At 75.1% G+C, this 14,566-nt stretch carries 17 protein-coding genes; 8 read left to right on the forward strand and 9 right to left on the reverse strand.

From position 1 onward, the window contains the following. Positions 1-240 precede the first annotated feature (240 nt). Together LN037_RS18510 and LN037_RS18515 are read right to left on the reverse strand one after the other, a co-directional pair. Positions 241-891: an Rv3235 family protein gene (locus tag LN037_RS18510; protein ID WP_230755310.1), complete on the reverse strand. Its 651-nt coding sequence runs from the start codon at positions 889-891 to the stop codon at positions 241-243. Between the two features lie 130 nt (positions 892-1,021). After that, positions 1,022-1,825, reverse strand: coding sequence for a TrmH family RNA methyltransferase (locus tag LN037_RS18515; RefSeq protein ID WP_230755312.1), 804 nt, complete (start codon positions 1,823-1,825; stop codon positions 1,022-1,024). Between the two features lie 54 nt (positions 1,826-1,879). Here LN037_RS18515 and LN037_RS18520 point away from each other — a divergent pair, with 54 nt between their 5' ends. Genes LN037_RS18520 through LN037_RS18530 form a run of 3 tightly spaced genes read left to right on the forward strand, consistent with a single transcriptional unit; the run spans position 1,880 to position 4,781 of the window. Next, positions 1,880-3,295: a WS/DGAT/MGAT family O-acyltransferase gene (locus tag LN037_RS18520; protein WP_230755314.1), complete on the forward strand. Its 1,416-nt coding sequence runs from the start codon at positions 1,880-1,882 to the stop codon at positions 3,293-3,295. Further along, entirely contained in the window at positions 3,292-4,266 is a 975-nt protein-coding gene (locus LN037_RS18525; RefSeq protein WP_230755316.1) for a patatin-like phospholipase family protein, read from the forward strand. The genes LN037_RS18520 and LN037_RS18525 overlap by 4 nt, the downstream gene beginning before the upstream one ends. Continuing rightward, entirely contained in the window at positions 4,263-4,781 is a 519-nt protein-coding gene (locus LN037_RS18530; RefSeq protein WP_230755318.1) for a DUF6912 family protein, read from the forward strand. Before LN037_RS18525 ends, LN037_RS18530 begins: the two co-directional genes overlap by 4 nt. Positions 4,782-4,783: 2 nt before the next feature. Here LN037_RS18530 and LN037_RS18535 read toward each other — a convergent pair whose 3' ends face one another. From LN037_RS18535 to LN037_RS18545, 3 genes are read right to left on the reverse strand one after another with little or no spacing between them, the layout of a single operon-like run. Then, entirely contained in the window at positions 4,784-5,749 is a 966-nt protein-coding gene (locus tag LN037_RS18535) for a patatin-like phospholipase family protein (protein ID WP_230755320.1), read from the reverse strand. Between the two features lie 40 nt (positions 5,750-5,789). Continuing rightward, complete coding sequence (locus LN037_RS18540) at positions 5,790-7,022, reverse strand: FAD-binding domain-containing protein (protein ID WP_230755322.1); 1,233 nt, start codon at positions 7,020-7,022, stop codon at positions 5,790-5,792. Between the two features lie 16 nt (positions 7,023-7,038). Further along, positions 7,039-7,989 carry an SDR family NAD(P)-dependent oxidoreductase gene (locus LN037_RS18545; RefSeq protein ID WP_230755324.1) on the reverse strand — a complete coding sequence of 317 codons (951 nt, stop codon included), beginning with the start codon at positions 7,987-7,989 and terminating at the stop codon, positions 7,039-7,041. A 94-nt stretch (positions 7,990-8,083) separates the two neighbouring features. Between LN037_RS18545 and LN037_RS18550 the strand changes: the two genes are divergently transcribed. Genes LN037_RS18550 through LN037_RS18560 form a run of 3 tightly spaced genes read left to right on the forward strand, consistent with a single transcriptional unit; the run spans position 8,084 to position 9,967 of the window. Further along, the gene (locus LN037_RS18550) at positions 8,084-8,557 is read left to right on the forward strand and encodes a phenolic acid decarboxylase (protein ID WP_230755326.1); all 474 of its coding nucleotides are present in this window, start codon (positions 8,084-8,086) and stop codon (positions 8,555-8,557) included. Continuing rightward, the gene (locus tag LN037_RS18555; RefSeq protein ID WP_230755328.1) at positions 8,554-9,018 is read left to right on the forward strand and encodes a DUF3237 domain-containing protein; all 465 of its coding nucleotides are present in this window, start codon (positions 8,554-8,556) and stop codon (positions 9,016-9,018) included. Before LN037_RS18550 ends, LN037_RS18555 begins: the two co-directional genes overlap by 4 nt. Positions 9,019-9,055: 37 nt before the next feature. Then, entirely contained in the window at positions 9,056-9,967 is a 912-nt protein-coding gene (locus LN037_RS18560) for a lipase (protein ID WP_230755330.1), read from the forward strand. On the opposite strand, the gene rsgA is transcribed toward LN037_RS18560, so the two are convergent. Both rsgA and aroA read right to left on the reverse strand, forming a co-directional pair. After that, entirely contained in the window at positions 9,964-10,977 is a 1,014-nt protein-coding gene (rsgA, locus tag LN037_RS18565) for a ribosome small subunit-dependent GTPase A (RefSeq protein WP_230755332.1), read from the reverse strand. The genes LN037_RS18560 and rsgA overlap by 4 nt on opposite strands. Positions 10,978-11,038: 61 nt before the next feature. Next, a complete protein-coding gene (aroA, locus tag LN037_RS18570; protein ID WP_230755334.1) occupies positions 11,039-12,403 on the reverse strand; it encodes a 3-phosphoshikimate 1-carboxyvinyltransferase in 1,365 nt (454 codons plus the stop codon). A 28-nt stretch (positions 12,404-12,431) separates the two neighbouring features. On the opposite strand from aroA, the gene LN037_RS18575 reads away from it, so the two are divergent. Then, the gene (locus LN037_RS18575) at positions 12,432-13,190 is read left to right on the forward strand and encodes an SOS response-associated peptidase (protein WP_230755336.1); all 759 of its coding nucleotides are present in this window, start codon (positions 12,432-12,434) and stop codon (positions 13,188-13,190) included. Then, positions 13,187-13,816, forward strand: coding sequence for an alpha/beta hydrolase family protein (locus LN037_RS18580; protein WP_230755338.1), 630 nt, complete (start codon positions 13,187-13,189; stop codon positions 13,814-13,816). The genes LN037_RS18575 and LN037_RS18580 overlap by 4 nt, the downstream gene beginning before the upstream one ends. Positions 13,817-13,837: 21 nt before the next feature. On the opposite strand, the gene LN037_RS18585 is transcribed toward LN037_RS18580, so the two are convergent. Beyond that, on the reverse strand, positions 13,838-14,311 hold the full coding sequence (locus tag LN037_RS18585) for a hypothetical protein (protein ID WP_230755340.1): 474 nt from the start codon (positions 14,309-14,311) through the stop codon (positions 13,838-13,840). Then, the gene (locus LN037_RS18590; RefSeq protein ID WP_230755343.1) at positions 14,308-14,529 is read right to left on the reverse strand and encodes a helix-turn-helix transcriptional regulator; all 222 of its coding nucleotides are present in this window, start codon (positions 14,527-14,529) and stop codon (positions 14,308-14,310) included. Before LN037_RS18590 ends, LN037_RS18585 begins: the two co-directional genes overlap by 4 nt. Positions 14,530-14,566 lie beyond the last annotated feature (37 nt).

Here is a 14,566-nt window from a genome sequence, read left to right on the forward strand (position 1 = left end):
TCCGGGTTCGAATGGCCGCGACAAGGTGGCGCGGGCGACCGGGCGACCGGGCGACCGGGCGACCGGGCGGCGGCGGGGCGCGCGGTGGGCCGTATCGCCCTGTTCGGACTGCCTTGTCGTAGGAAGGGCACCCGGGCCGGCCACCTTGTCGTGCTGAAACTCCGCGACAAGGTGGGCCTTCGGGGTCGAATAGCCGCGACAAGGCGGCGGGGGCGACCGGGGCGCCCGGCCCTCACGCCCTCAGCCCACGACCAGCTCGGTCAGCCGCCACTCGTCGTCGCGGCGCTCGAACCGCGCCGCGACGGCCCGGGCGCGGCCGGCGCGATCGGTGCCCATGGTTCCCACCGTCCCCACCGTCCGCCCCGGGCCCGGCGCACACAGCGCCGCGGCGACCTCGACGGCGACGACCGGAGCCGGGCCGGTCGTGACCAGCGGGCACATCCTCAGCCCCCGCACCCGCGTCCCCCGTGTCGCGGGTCGCCGCAGCGCCGGGACGAGCGCGCCGACCCGTTCGACGGCCTCGGCCGGGCACACACCCGCGAGGTGCCCGACCGGCCGCCGCCCGTCGATCACCTCCGCGACCGCCGACAGGACCCGCAGCGCCACGGGCCCGACCTGGTCGCGCGCCGCGTCGAGGGCGGCCTCCCACGCCGGGGTGGCGAGATCCCGCGCCGCCGGGGGCGGTGCCGGAGCGGGGCCGGGGACCGGGACGGCCGTGATCGAGGGCAGGACCCGCAGCCTCGGGGTCGGCCGACGGTCCATCCGCCGGGCGAGGCGCGGGGCCACGCACACCCGCCCGGCGCGGGGACGGACCCCGGCCAGCACGGACTCGACCGGGTCGGAGCCGCCTCCCGTCGACGCCGGTCCCGGTTCGTGTGCTGCGACGCTCATGCCGTGCCCTCCCGCTCGCGTCGGCCCCGGGCGCCGGTCGGCACCCGCGGACCGCGGATCGGGAGGTCTCCGCGGACGTCCCGACTCTAGGACGGCGAGTTCCCGTCCGGAGGCGGTTTGGACGATCTTCCTACGGGGTAGGGCGTCGGGTCAGCTCGAAGCACGCGAGCGTGGCCGCGCACGCCGCGTTGAGCGACTCGACGCCGCCGGCCATCGGGATCGCGACCGTGCCGTGCAGCTCGCCGCGGACCTCGTCGGTCAGGCCGTCGGTCTCCCCGCCGAGCACGAGCGCCGTCCGCGGCCCGAGCTCGGCGTCGAACAGCGAGGAGTCCCCGCCGCCGTCCAGCCCCAGGAGCACGAACCCCGCCTCGGCCAGGGCCGCGAGGCCCGCCGCGGCCGTCCCCGCGCGCAGCACCGGGGCGTGGAACGCGACGCCGGCCGAGGCCTTGACCACGAGCGGGTCGATCGACGGCAGGCCGCGGCGGGGGAGCAGGACGCCCTCCAGGCCGGCCGCCGTCGCGGAGCGCAGGATCATCCCGACGTTGGCCGGGTTGGTCAGCCCGTCGAGCACGAGCACCCGCGCGGGGGCCTCCGGGCCGAGCTCGGCGAGGAAGCGTTCGACGGTGCGCATCCCGGGCGCCACCACGTCGGCGATCACGCCCTGGTCCTGCCGACCGTTGCCCGCGAGGACCTTCACCCGGTGCGCCGAGGCCCGGGTCACACGCACGCCGCGGGAGCGCGCCGCGTCGAGGATCGGGCGCACCGCGCGCTGGTCGGCCCCCTCGGCGAGCACGACCTTGTCGACCTCCAGAGCCGGGTCCTGCAGCGCCTCGAGCACCGGTTTCCGGCCGTAGACCGTCACGAAACGGTCCTTCGGCGAGACCTCGTCGGCGGGCGGTGCGGGCGCCGTCGCGGGTCGGTGGGAGGGCGGCATCGGAGCCCACTGTGTCAGACGGGTCTCACCAGCCGTCGTGCGAGGATCGAGGCCATGCCGGACCGCCTCACGGCCCTGGACGCCTCCTTCCTCTACATGGACCAACCGACGACGCCGATGCACGTCGGCAGCGTCGCCGTCTTCCGCAAGCCCCGGTCCGGCTTCGACTACGAGCGGCTCGTCGAGCTCATCTCCGGGCGCATCGGGCTGGTCCCGCGCTACCGGCAGAAGATCAAGCAGATCCCGTACGGCGTCGCCCGCCCGGTGTGGGTGGACGACACCGACTTCGACGTGACCTACCACGTCCGCCGCTCCGCCCTGCCCGGTCCGGGCACCGACCGGGCGCTCAACGAGCTCGTCGCGCGCCTCATGTCGCGCCCGCTCGACCACACGCGTCCGCTGTGGGAGATGTACCTCGTCGACGGGCTCTCCGGGGGCCGCGTCGCGATCGTGTCGAAGACCCACCAGGCGATGGTCGACGGGATCGCGTCGATCGACATCAGCCAGGTCGTGCTCGACGACTCGCCCGACGGGCGCGACGAGCCGGAGGACGACTGGGTGGCCCGGCCGGAGCCGCCGTCGTGGAAGCTCGTGCTCGACGCGTTCGGTGAGGCGGTCGCCCGCCCGGGCAACGCCGTCGAGGCCGCGCACGCCGCGGTGCGCGACGCCGCGGACACCGTCACGAAGGTCGCGGGCGTCGCGGGCGGTCTGCTCTCCGCGGTCCGCACCGCCGTGCGCCCCGCACCGACGACCCCGCTGAACGTGCCGATCTCCACGCAGCGGCGCTTCGCCCACGCACGCACCGAGCTCGAGGACTACCGCGCGATCCGCCGCGCGCACGGCGGCACGATCAACGACGTCGTGCTCACCGTCATCTCCGGCGCGATGCGCAACTGGCTGCTCTCGCGCGGCGCCTCGGTGACCCCGACGACGACGCTGCGCGCGATGGTGCCGCTCTCGGTGCGCGGTGAGGCGGCGGCGACCGGCGCGATCAGCGGCGGCGGCCTGCTCGGCAACCGGATCGCCTCCTACCTCGTGGACCTGCCGGTGGGGGAGCCGAACCCGGTGCTGCGGATGCACCACGTGGCGCACGCGATGCGCGAGCACAAGCAGTCGGGCCAGTCCGTCGGCGCGAACGCGTTGGTCCGGGTGGGCGGCTTCGCCCCGCCGACGCTGCACGCCCTCGGCGCCCGCGCGGCGAGCGGGCTGTCGCGGCGGCTGTTCAACGTCGTCGTCTCGAACGTGCCCGGACCGCAGCACCCGCTGTACGCGGGCGGCGCGCGGATGCTCGAGATGTACCCGGTGGTGCCGCTCGCGAAGGGCCAGTCCCTCGCCGTCGGGCTCACCTCCTACGACGGCGGGGTGTTCTACGGCTTCAACGCCGACCGCGACTCGATGGCCGACGTGGACGAGTTCGGCGACCTCGTGACGGAGGCGCTGGCCGAGCTGCTCGCCACGGTGCCGCGGTGAGCGGGGGCGCGCGCACCTCGAGCCGGCGCGCGATCGTCGTCGGGACCGGCGGCTCGCTCGGGTACGCGTGGACGGTGGCGGCGCTGTCGACCTGGCAGCAGCACACCGGCCACGACGCCCGCGACGCCGACGTGCTCATCGGCACCTCGGCCGGCTCGATCGTCGCCTCGGCGCTGGCCAGCGGCGTGGCGGTCGACGACCTCGTGGCGCACCTGCTCGAGCCGCGCGACCCGCCGTCGGGAACGCCCCGGCGTCGCGGCGCGCGGGGCGGGCTGCCGCCGATGCCCCGCGTGGGTCCCGGCTCGGTGCGGCTGCTGCGCGAGGTCGTCCGGCACCCGCGCCGGTTCCCGCCGTTCGCGGTCGCGTCGGCGCTGCTGCCGGTCGGGCGGGCGGACACGCGCGGGGTGATCCGGCTGGTCTCCTCGTTCGCGCCGGAGGCGTGGCCCGCGCCGCCGACCGCGCCCGAGCTGCGGATCATCGCCACCGACTACGACAGCGGCGCCCGGGTGCCGTTCGGTCGCCAGGGGGCGCCACCCGCGTCGTGCGCGGAGGCGGCCAGCGCCTCGTGCGCGGTGCCGGGCTGGTTCGAGCCGGTGCGCATCGGCGGCCGCCGCTACGTCGACGGCGGGGTCTGCTCGGCGACGTCGGCCGACCTGCTGCTGGGCCCGGACATGCCCGCGCTCGACGAGGCGCTGGTGCTGGTCCCGCTCGCCCGGCGCGGCCGGATCGGCCTGACGGGGGTGGCGGGTGCGGCCGACGGCGTGTTCCGTGGCATGGTCGGCGGCCGCAGCGCCCGCGAGATCGCCCGGCTGCGCGGGGCCGGCCTGTCGGTCACCTCGCACGCCCCGGGTCCCGAGGAGCGCGCGGTGATGGGTTGGAACGTCATGGACGCCCGCCGGCAGGCGGACGTGGTGCGGACCGCCCTGCGCACGACCGCGCAGTGGTGGTCCCGGAAGGACCGGGACACGTGAGGATCTACATCCCGACGACCGTCGCGGGGCTGCGCCGGCTGCTGGCCGACGGCCACGTCCAGCCGCTCTCGGGGACGGCGTTCGCGCTGACCCCGGCGCTGCGCGAGTCCTACCTCGCGGGCGACGAGGAGGAGCTGGAGTACGCCGCGATGACCGAGGCGGCCCGCGCCTCGCTGCGGCTGCTCGCCACCGAGCTCGCCGAGGACCCGTCGACGCCGCCGCGCCGCGCCGTCGTCGCGGCGGACGTCGACGACGTGACGCTGCGCCCCGATCTCGACGCGGCCGTGGTCCGGGTGGCGGGGCCGGTCCCGTCCGGGAAGCTCGCGTCGATCCACCTCGACCTCGCCGACGCGGCCGACGCCGTCCGGGCGGCGGCCGCCGTGATCGACGCCGCCGACCTCGGTGACGAGGACGCCGAGCTCGCCCTCGGCGACGCCGAGGACCACGACCTCGCCTGGTACGGCGTCCAGGAGCTGCCGTTCGTGCTGGAGCTGGACGTTCCCGACGGCGGGTGAGGTCAGGTCCGGGTCGCGCGGACGGCCGCGGGGACGGAGCGCGCCAGGAACGCCTCCCCGGCCTGCACCCCGTCGGCGATCAGCCCCTGCAGGAAGGCGGGCGACCGGTCGGCGGCCGAGGCGGAGTCGAGGCGCCGGTCGAGCTGGATGCGCTCGATGCCGACCTCGCGGTACCCGGCCCCGTCGAGGTACCCCGCGCGGACGAACTCGTTGATCTTCTGGATGGCGTCGATCTCCTGCTCCAGCGACAGGTTCGCCGTCAGCTCCGCGCGGCGGTCGGCGATCGCGCCGGGCGTGCGGGGTTCCGCGTCGATGCGCTGCGGGAAGAGCTGGACGATCCAGAGCGCGTCCGGGGCGAGGGCGGGGAGGTCGCGCACGGGCGGGTTCTCGGAGAAGACGCCGTCCCAGTACACCCCGTCGCCGGTGTCGACCGCCCGGAACAGGGTGGGGATCGCGGCGCTGGCCAGCACGGTGTCGACCGTGATCTCCCCGCGGCGCGAGTCGAACCGCCGGAACGCGCCGCTGCGCACCTCGACCGCGCCGATCTGCAGCACCGGACCCTCGTCGCGGGGCAGGGCGGCGAGCAGCCCGAAGTCCACCCACCGCTCGAGCAGGTCCTGCAGCTGGGTCCGGGCGATCTCCGGGAACCGGTACGGGTCGAAGGCCGGGAGCGGCAGGAGACCCAGGTCGCGGAGCCGGAGCAGGCCGACGCCGACCACGTTCGTCACCGCGTCGAGCGGTGTCCGGGCCTCGTTGTCCCGCCAGAACCCCTCGAGCAGTTCCACCGCGCGGCGGCGGCCGCCGGTGCGCCAGCCGTACCAGGCCAGCAGCGCACAGATCGCGCCCCCGGAGGTCCCGGTGAAGGCGACGGGCTCGACCTCGGGGGCACGCAGCAGCGGACGCAGCACGCCGGCGGTGAACGCCGTCTGGCTGCCGCCGCCCTGGCAGGCGATCGCGACACGGGGCACGTCGCGATGATGCCCCGGGTGGGCGGGGCTCATACCCGGATCAGACCCCGTCCGGCCGCTGCGGCATCCCCTTCCGCCAGGCGGTGTAGCTCTGCAGGCGGCCCCCGCGCGGGCGGAACAGCCACGGCCACGGGTGCACGACGGCGGGCTCGACCGCGTCCGCGCGACGACGGAAGCCCGGTACCGGGGCGAACGTGATTGCGACCTGCCGTCCGGAGAGTTCCTCGCGTACCCGTCCCCGGTACAGCTCGACCGGACGCCGCGTGGCCAGGTCGGCCAGCGTCTCCGTCAGGAAGACCAGCCGCTTGCCCGAGAGCCGCAGCCGGGCGAGCAGCGGCTCGTCGAAGACGAACACCGCCGGGGCGTCCGGGTGGGCGGCCAGGGCCGGGTCGTCGTCGCCCAGCGACTCCGCGGTCAGCCACACCGCCTCGACGTCCGTCTCAGGAGGCGCCGACGACGGGCCACCGGTCGACTCCGGGTCCGGGTCGGAGCGCAGACCCGACGGCGGCTCGATCCGCGTGGTCCGCTGCTCCGGAGGCCAGTCCTGGACGGGGCAGTCGGCGTTCAGCACGCACTCGGCGCAGAGCTTCGGGGCGCGCTTCTCCACCTGGTTCCGGGAGAACCCGTACGCCTTGCCCGTCCCGGTGCCGACCGTCCACTGCCAGCCGAGGCGGTTGGCCGCCCGGGACCCGTCGAGCAGGTGGGTGAAGAACGCGTCCTCGCCGTCGCGCCATTGCGCCCCGGCCCGCACCGTCCACTGGCTGGAGAGCCACATCCGGCACTGGTTGACCAGCCAGCCGTCGTCGTGCAGCTCGGTGAGGTTGACGTCCATGCAGTTCATGTCCCGCGGCCACGGGTCGTCCCACGTCTCCGGCGGGCGGGGCGGGTGGGCGCGCAGGTCGTCGCCGAGCGCGGGGCCGATCCGGGCGTAGACGTGCCGGGCGTACTCCTGCCAGGCGAGCTCGTCACGGTACTTCGTGCGGTCGCGCTGCGGGGCGTCCGCGACGTGCTCCCACAGCGCCGGCAGCGACAGCAGCCCGTACCGGATGTAGGGCGACATGCGGGAGGCGCCGCGGCGCTCGGGCGGCCAGACGTCGTTGCGCCGCCGCGCGTAGTTCGTGACGTCGAGCGAGCCGAGCGCGATGTCGGCGGCCGTCTGCCCACCCCGGAACGCGCCGGAGGCGGCCGGGGTGTCGCAGGTCAGGTCGCCCAGGTGCTCGCCGACGAAGGCGACGGCGGCATCGGGTCCGGGGTCCGGGACGGGCAGCTGCACACGCCTGCGTACCCGCTCAGCCGGTGATCTCCCATCCGGCCTTCTCCAGCAGCGCCAGCGAGACGTCCCAGAGCTGCCGGGCGGCGTCGGGGTCGAGCGCGTAGGCCCGCACGCCGTGGATGCCGTGCTGGATCTCGTCCACCACCTCGGCCTCGTGGCAGTCCTCGAAGTAGCGCCCGCCGACGCCCTCGAGCTGCGGCGACGTCGCGAGCAGGACCGACGTCGCCGCCCCCTGCTCCGGGGTCTTCATGATGTCGGCCGCCGCGACGGAGAGCTCCTCGATCACCGTCGGGTCCCAGTGCTTCTGCAGGCCCGTCCAGATGCCGCCCGGCATGAGCGCGTTGGCGGTGATCCCGTCGGCGGCCCAGCGGCGGGTCAGCTCGACCGCGAACAGCACGTTCGCGGTCTTGGATTGCCCGTAGGCCAGACCCGGGTCGTAGGCGCGGCGGTCGAAGAACAGGTCGTCGAACACCACCGGCGAGCTGCCGTGCCCGCTGGAGGACACCACGACGACCCGCGCGTTCCCGGCCGCGGCGAGCGCGTCGTGCAGGCCGAGGGTGAGCGCCATGTGCCCGAGGTGGTTCGTCGCGAACTGCAGCTCCCAGCCGTACGCGGTGTAGGTCTCCGGGGTGTCCATCACCCCCGCGTTGTTCACCAGCACGTGCAGCGGCCCGGTCCACGCGTCGACGAAGGCGCGGACCGAGTCGAGGTCGGTGAGGTCGAGCAGGGCGGCGTGCACCTGCTCGTTGCCCGTCGACGCGCGGATGTCGGCCACCGCCCGCTCCGCGGCCTCGCTCGACCGCGCGGCCACCGTCACCGCCGCTCCCGCCGCCGCGAGCGCACGGGCGGTCTCGACGCCGATGCCGGAGGCGGCGCCGGTGACGACCGCCGTGCGCCCGGTCAGGTCGACGCCCTCGACCACCTCCAGGGCGGTACTGCGGGCGTCGAACGCCGTCGTGATGCCCATCCGGGGCCTCCTCGTCGTTAGTAACCATCCAGTTGGTTTCGAACCTACCACGCGTGTCACCGCTCGACCGCGGGGCAGCGGGTACCCGACGCCCGTGACGGACACGATCGTGGGCAAGCGGCTGATCTACACCTACGCCAACGGCTGGGAGTACGAGCTGTACGTCAAGAACGACACGACGGTCGACTACCGGATCCACTCCGGCCTCGTCGGCGGCCGGTGGGTGCGTGACCAGCGGGCGTACGTCGCCCGGCTGCGGGAGAACGTCCACACGGTGCACTGGACCGAGCCGACCGGCACCAGCGTCTCGATCGTCGCGGACCTGGAGCACCGCGTCACGCACGGCACGATCTTCTTCCCGCGCTGGGTGGTCGACGACCCGCAGGCCACGGTCTGCTTCCAGAACGACCACCTCGACGAGATGGCCCGCCGCCGCGAGGCCGGCCCCACCTACCCGATCGAGGTGATCGACGAGCCGAGCGAGATCACGCTGCTCTCCGACCCCGGTCCCGACGACGAGTCGGTCGTCTCCGAGCCCCCGGCCGGCGGCGAGTGGCCGCGCTCGTGACCCTGCCGACGCCCGGCCTGGAGTACCTCGCCCACGTCGAGGTCGAGCTCGAGGCCCCGATCGACCTGGGCGTCACCGACGCCGGCCACCGCCGCATCGTGCCGATCGTCGGCGGTCGGGTCACGGGGGAGCGGTTCACCGGGATCGTCGTGCCCGGTGGCGCGGACTGGCAGGTGATCCAGGCCGACGGCGCCACCACGATCGACACCCGCTACCTGCTGCGCTCGCACGACGGGGCCGACGTGTACATCCGGACCGCGGGGGTGCGCGCCGGTCCGCCGGAGGTCCTGGCCGCGCTCGCACGGGGCGAGGAGCCGGACCCGTCGTCGTACTACTTCCGCGTGCACGCGACGTTCGAGACCTCGGCGCCGGCCTACGCCTGGATGACGCGTCTGCTCACGGTGGCCGTGGCGCAGCGGCGGGCGTCGCAGGTGGTCTACGACCTCTACGCGGTGACCTGAGCCGTACCCTCACCCGATCGGCGGCGTTGTCGCTGTCGTGACGAGCCGCCTGCGCGCGATCCTGCTGACCGCCGTGACGGCCCTCGTGGCCGGCCTCGTCCTCGCCGCCCCGGCTCAGGCCGCACCCGGGAGCGACCTGCTCGCGCCCTCGCCGCCCGGGTCGAACGACTTCTCCTGCCGGCCGTCGGCGCAGCACCCGAACCCCGTGGTTCTGGTCCACGGTCTGCTCGCCACCCAGTTCGACAACTGGCAGTACGTGTCCCCGCAGCTGAAGGCCCGGGGCTACTGCGTGTTCTCGCTGACCTACGGGCAGAACGCGTTGCTCCCGCCGCCCGTCGGCCTCGTCGGGGGCCTCGCGCCGATGGAGCGCAGCGCGCAGGAGCTCGCGACGTTCGTGCAGCGCGTGCGCTCGGTGACCGGCGCGGCGAAGGTCGACATCGTCGGGCACTCCGAGGGCTCGCTGATGCCCGACTACTACGTCAAGTTCCTCGGCGGGTCGCGGTCCGTCGACCGGTACGTCGGGCTGACGCCGCTGTGGAAGGGCACGAACACGCTCGCCCTGGACTTCCTGAACCGCACGGGCGAGGAACTGGGCCTGGACCCGGTGCTCGTCGCGTCGCTCGACCAGACGTGCGCGTCGTGCCGGCAGTTCCTCGCCGGGTCGGACTTCATCCGGCGCATGAACTCCGACGGCGGGCCGAAGGTCGACGGCGTGACCTACACGATGATCCTCACCCGCTACGACGAGCTCGTCGTGCCCTACACCTCGGGTCTGCTCGAGGGCGCGACGAACATCGTGCTGCAGGAGGGCTGCCCGACCGACCTCGCCGAGCACGCCGCCGTCGCCTACGACCCGGTGACGATGCAGCACATCGCGAACGCCCTCGACCCCGCGCACGCGCGGCCGGTGCAGTGCCTGCCGGTGCCGCCGCGGGGCCTGCGCGGCTAGCTCTCCCAGGCGGGGGTGCGCAGTGCCGTGAGCACGCGGCGCAGCGCGTCCAGTCGGCCGGAAGAGAGGGCGCCGGACGCGACCAGCGGGTCCAGCGCGCACTCCGGGTCGGCCGGCGGGCCGAGGTGCGAGCAGCCGCGCGGGCAGTCCTCGACGGCCGTGGCGAGGTCGCCGAAGGCCGCCACGACGTCGTCGGGGGAGATGTGCGCGAGCCCGAACGACCGCACGCCCGGGGTGTCCACGACCCAGCCGCCGTCGGGGAGGCCGAGGGCCACCGCGGACGTCGACGTGTGCCGGCCCTTCCCGACCCCGCTGACCACGCCCACCGCCCGCTCGGCGTCCGGCACCAGCGCGTTGACCAGCGTCGACTTCCCGACCCCGGAGTGCCCGATCAGCGCCGACACCTCGTCGTGCAGCAGCTCGCGCAGCTCGTCGGGATCCCGGTCGGAGCGGGTGACGACGACGGGCAGGTCCAGTTCCGCGTACTCCGCGGCGAAGGGCCCCGGGTCGGCGAGGTCGGCCTTGGTCAGGCAGAGCACGGGGGCGAGGCCGCCCGCGTAGGCGGCGACGAGGCAGCGGTCGACGAAGCCGGTGCGGGGCACGGGGTCGGCGAGGGCCGTGACGATGACGAGCCGGTCGGCGTTCGCGACGACCACCCGCTCGTAGGGGTCGGTGTCGTCCGCGGTGCGGCGCAGCACGCTCGTCCGCTCGGCGACCCGCACGATGCGGGCGAGCGTGTCCTCGGCGCCGGACGTGTCGCCGACGAGGTCGACGTGGTCGCCCACCACCACCGGCGTGCGGCCCAGCTCGCGGGCCCGCATCGCGACGACGCGCGCGGTCGGCTCGTCGTCGGGCGCGCAGGTCCACCGCCCGCGGTCGACCCCGACGACCATCGCGGCCCGCGCGTCCGCGTGCTCCGGGCGGCGCTTGGACCGGGGGCGGCTGCCCTTGCCGGGCCGGACCCGGACGTCGCTCTCGTCGTACCGCCCGGCGGCGCTGCGGGGGCTCACCTCGCCCCCCGGTGGCAGCAAAGCGTCGTTGCTGTCATCCAGTGCCAGGAGAGCCGCATCGTCACGCCGGGATCCCCGCCCCGCGCACCAGGGCCGACCAGTCGTCGGCGAAGTCCGGGAGGGTCTTCGTCGTCGCGGCCACGTCGTCGATCTCCAGACCGGGCACCACCAGGCCGAGCAGCGCGCCCGCCGTCGCCATCCGGTGGTCGGCGTACGCGCCCCACGGGCGGATCGGCCGGAGCGGTCCCGACGGCGGGTGCACCTCCAGACCGTCGTCGGTCTCGTCGACCCGCGCGCCGATCGCCGTGGCCTCGGCGGCCAGCGCGGCGAGCCGGTCGGTCTCGTGCCCCCGGATGTGGGCGACCCCGCGCAGCCGCGAGGAGTGCCCGCCGAGCGACGCGACGATCGCCAGTGCGGTGACGGTCGGGGTCAGCTCGCCGATCTCGCCGAGGTCGACGTCGACGCCCGGCAGCCGGTCCGGCCCCTGCACGGTCAGCCCGTCCGGCCCCTCGGTGACCTCGGCCCCGAACGCCTCCAGCGCGCGGCGCACGGCGGTGATCGGCTGCAGGTCCGGCAGGTCGTGGCGCGACTGCGTGTGCCGCTCCGGGTTCGCCGCGGGCCGGCGCTCCGGCCACCCCGCGACCGTCACCCGCCCGCCGGTGATCATCGCCGCGGCGAGGTAGACCGCGGCGCCGGAGAGGTCGGGTTCCACGACGAACCGGGTGTCGGGCACCAAGGGTCCGGGCGAGACCGCCCAGCGGGACGGCTCGGTCGTCACGGTGGCGCCCGCGAGCCGCAGCATCGTGACGGTCATGTCGACGTGCGGCAGCGACGGGACCGTGGTCGACGAGGTGACGACGAGCCCGTCGTCGTACCGGGCGCCGGAGAGCAGCAGCCCGGAGACGAACTGGGAGGACGCCGACGCGTCGACGGTGACCGCGCCGCCGCGCACCCCGCCACGCCCGAGCACCGTGAACGGCAGGCGGTCGGCGTCGGCGGGCTCCAGGCCGACGCCGAGCCCGCGCAGCCCCTCGAGTACGCCGCCCATCGGCCGGGTCCGCGCGTGCGGGTCGCCGTCGAACTCGACCGGCCCGTCCGCCAGCGCCGCGGCCGGCGGGAGGAACCGCATCACGGTCCCGGCGAGGCCGCAGTCGACCCGGGCACCGCGCAGGTGGCCGGGCGCGGTGATCGTGACGTCGAGCGTGCCGTCCCGACCCGGCGCGGTGGCGGTGCCGACCCCCATCGCCGCGAGCCCCTCGACCATGAGCGTGGTGTCGCGGGAGCGGGCGGCGCCGACGACGGTCCGGGTGCCGTCCGCGGCCAGGGCGGCGAGGAGCAGGGCGCGGTTGGTGATCGACTTCGACCCGGGGACGGCGACCGTGCCCTCCACCGGGCCGTCGGCGGTCGGGGCGCTCCACGCGGTCATGGCCCTCATCCTGGCAGGATCGGGAACCATGTGCGGTCGCTACGCCCTGGCCAAGGACCCGGCCGACCTGGCCGAGGAGTTCGACGCGCGCGACGAGACCGGCGGCGAGGCGATCGGCCCGGAGTACAACGTCGCCCCCACCCTGACGATCCCGGCCGTGGTCGACCGCCACCCGCGCGACGGGTCCGGCACGCCCGACCCGTCCACCGTGGAGCGCTCCCTGCGGGCGATGCGGTGGGGTCTGGTGCCGTCGTGGGCCAAGGACCTCTCGGTCGGCAACAAGATGATCAACGCGCGGGCCGAGTCGCTCACCGAGAAGCCCGCGTTCCGCCGGGCGGCCGCCTCCCGGCGCTGCCTGATCCCCGCCGACGGCTGGTTCGAGTGGCTGCGCGACGGGAAGCAGAAGACGCCGTACTTCATGAGCTACGACGACGGCCGCCCGCTCGCCCTGGCCGGGCTCTGGGAGACGTGGCGGCCCGCGAAGGGCGAGGCACCGCTGATCTCGACGACGGTCGTGACGACGGCCTCGGCCGGTCCGCTCACCGAGATCCACCACCGGATGCCGCTCGTCCTGCCGCGTGACCGGTGGCAGGCGTGGCTGGACCCCGACTCCGAGGCGATCGACGAGCTGCTCGTCCCCTCCGACGAGGTCCTCGCCGCGATCGGGATGCGCCAGGTGTCGTCGAAGGTCAACAACGTGCGGAACCACGGCGCCGAGCTGATCGAGGAGGCGCACGAGGAGCCCGAGCAGCAGGGGCTGGATCTGGAAGCCGTCAACCCGTCGTGATCGTCGAGACCCCGCACGGCCCGGCCGAGGTGGTCCTCGATCGTCCCGACGACGAGCCGCGCGGCCTGCTGGTGCTCGGGCACGGCGCGGGCGGCGGGATCGAGGCGCCGGACCTGCTCGCGGCGGTCGCGGCCGCACCGGGCCTCGTCGCCGCCCGGGTGCTGCAGCCCTACCGCGTGGCCGGCCGGAAGGCCCCGCCGCGGGCGCCGCAGCTCGACGAGGCGTGGGCATGCGTGCTGGCCGAGCTCACCGCGTTGTTCCCCGGGGTGCCGCAGGTCCACGGTGGGCGGTCGTCGGGGGCCCGGGTCGCCTGCCGCGGGGCGGTCGTCGCCGAGCCCCGCCCGGTCGGCGTGCTCGCGCTGGCGTTCCCGCTGCTCGCGCCGGCCCGCAAGGACGGGACCCGGCCCGACCGCTCCCCGGAGATCGACGCCGTCGACGACGCCGGCATCCCGGTGCTCGCCGTCTCCGGGGGCCGCGACCGCTTCGGTGTGCCGCCGACGGCCGCGCACCGCGAGGTGGTCACGGTCTCCGGGGACCACTCGCTGCGCGCGCAGGGCCCGGTCCGCGCAGCGGTCGAGAGGTGGCTGCGCCTCGTGAGTACTAATCCGTGCCAGAGCACGGATTAGTACTCACAGGGCGGAGCCACCTCAGTCCTCCTCGGCGGGTCGGCGTCGCCTGCCCCACCACCGGGCGGCAACGGTCACGACCAGCACCAGCCCGGCCCCGACGACGAGGCCCGCGAGGGTCGCGCCGCCGAGGTCCGTCGTGCGCAGCATCCCGGTGGCCAGGGCGAGGAGCAGGACGGCGGCGGCCACGAGGCGGCCCCGTCCCGCGCGCACCTGGGCCGTCCGCACGTCGAGCCCGTGTCGTGCCGCGTAGGTGAGGACGACGAGGCCGGCGAGCCCCATCGGCAGCGTCATGCCGAGCACGTAGGGGAACGCGTCCCGGCCTCCTGCCCAGGCCGCGACGACCGCGGCGAGGCCGAGTGTCCACAGCAGCAGCTGCAGGCCCACGGCGGAGGCCTCGTTCCACACGTCGCGCTGCCGTTCCTCGGCGTAGAGCGGGTGATCGAGGTCCCCGATCCGTGTCGTGAACCGGTCGAAGGCGTCCGGTGTGCTCATCCTCGGTCCTCCTCGGAGAAGAGTTCTTCGACGCTGCGCCCGAGGACCCGACCGAGGGCGAGGGCCAGGTACACGGAGGGCGCGTACCCCCCGTTCTCGATGGCCACGACCGTCTGGCGGCTCACCCCGATCAGCTCGGCCAGCCGTTGTTGCGTCAGGTCCGCGTCCCGGCGGGCGGCGCGGACCCGGTTCGCGGCGGTCGTCGTCGTCCGAGCCACTCCACCAATGTCTACTTCACTCGACATGTTGTCAAGA

Origin of the sequence: Actinomycetospora soli (assembly GCF_021026295.1) — a bacterium.
Lineage (GTDB): Bacteria > Actinomycetota > Actinomycetes > Mycobacteriales > Pseudonocardiaceae > Actinomycetospora > Actinomycetospora soli.

Coding starts and splice junctions, on each gene's coding strand:
- LN037_RS18510 (WP_230755310.1), bottom strand. CDS start 891: ATGAGCGTCGCAGCACACGAACCGGGACCGGCGTCGACGGGAGGCGGC.
- LN037_RS18515 (WP_230755312.1), bottom strand. CDS start 1,825: ATGCCGCCCTCCCACCGACCCGCGACGGCGCCCGCACCGCCCGCCGAC.
- LN037_RS18520 (WP_230755314.1), top strand. CDS start 1,880: ATGCCGGACCGCCTCACGGCCCTGGACGCCTCCTTCCTCTACATGGAC.
- LN037_RS18545 (WP_230755324.1), bottom strand. CDS start 7,989: ATGGGCATCACGACGGCGTTCGACGCCCGCAGTACCGCCCTGGAGGTG.
- aroA (WP_230755334.1), bottom strand. CDS start 12,403: ATGACCGCGTGGAGCGCCCCGACCGCCGACGGCCCGGTGGAGGGCACG.
- LN037_RS18575 (WP_230755336.1), top strand. CDS start 12,432: ATGTGCGGTCGCTACGCCCTGGCCAAGGACCCGGCCGACCTGGCCGAG.
- LN037_RS18585 (WP_230755340.1), bottom strand. CDS start 14,311: ATGAGCACACCGGACGCCTTCGACCGGTTCACGACACGGATCGGGGAC.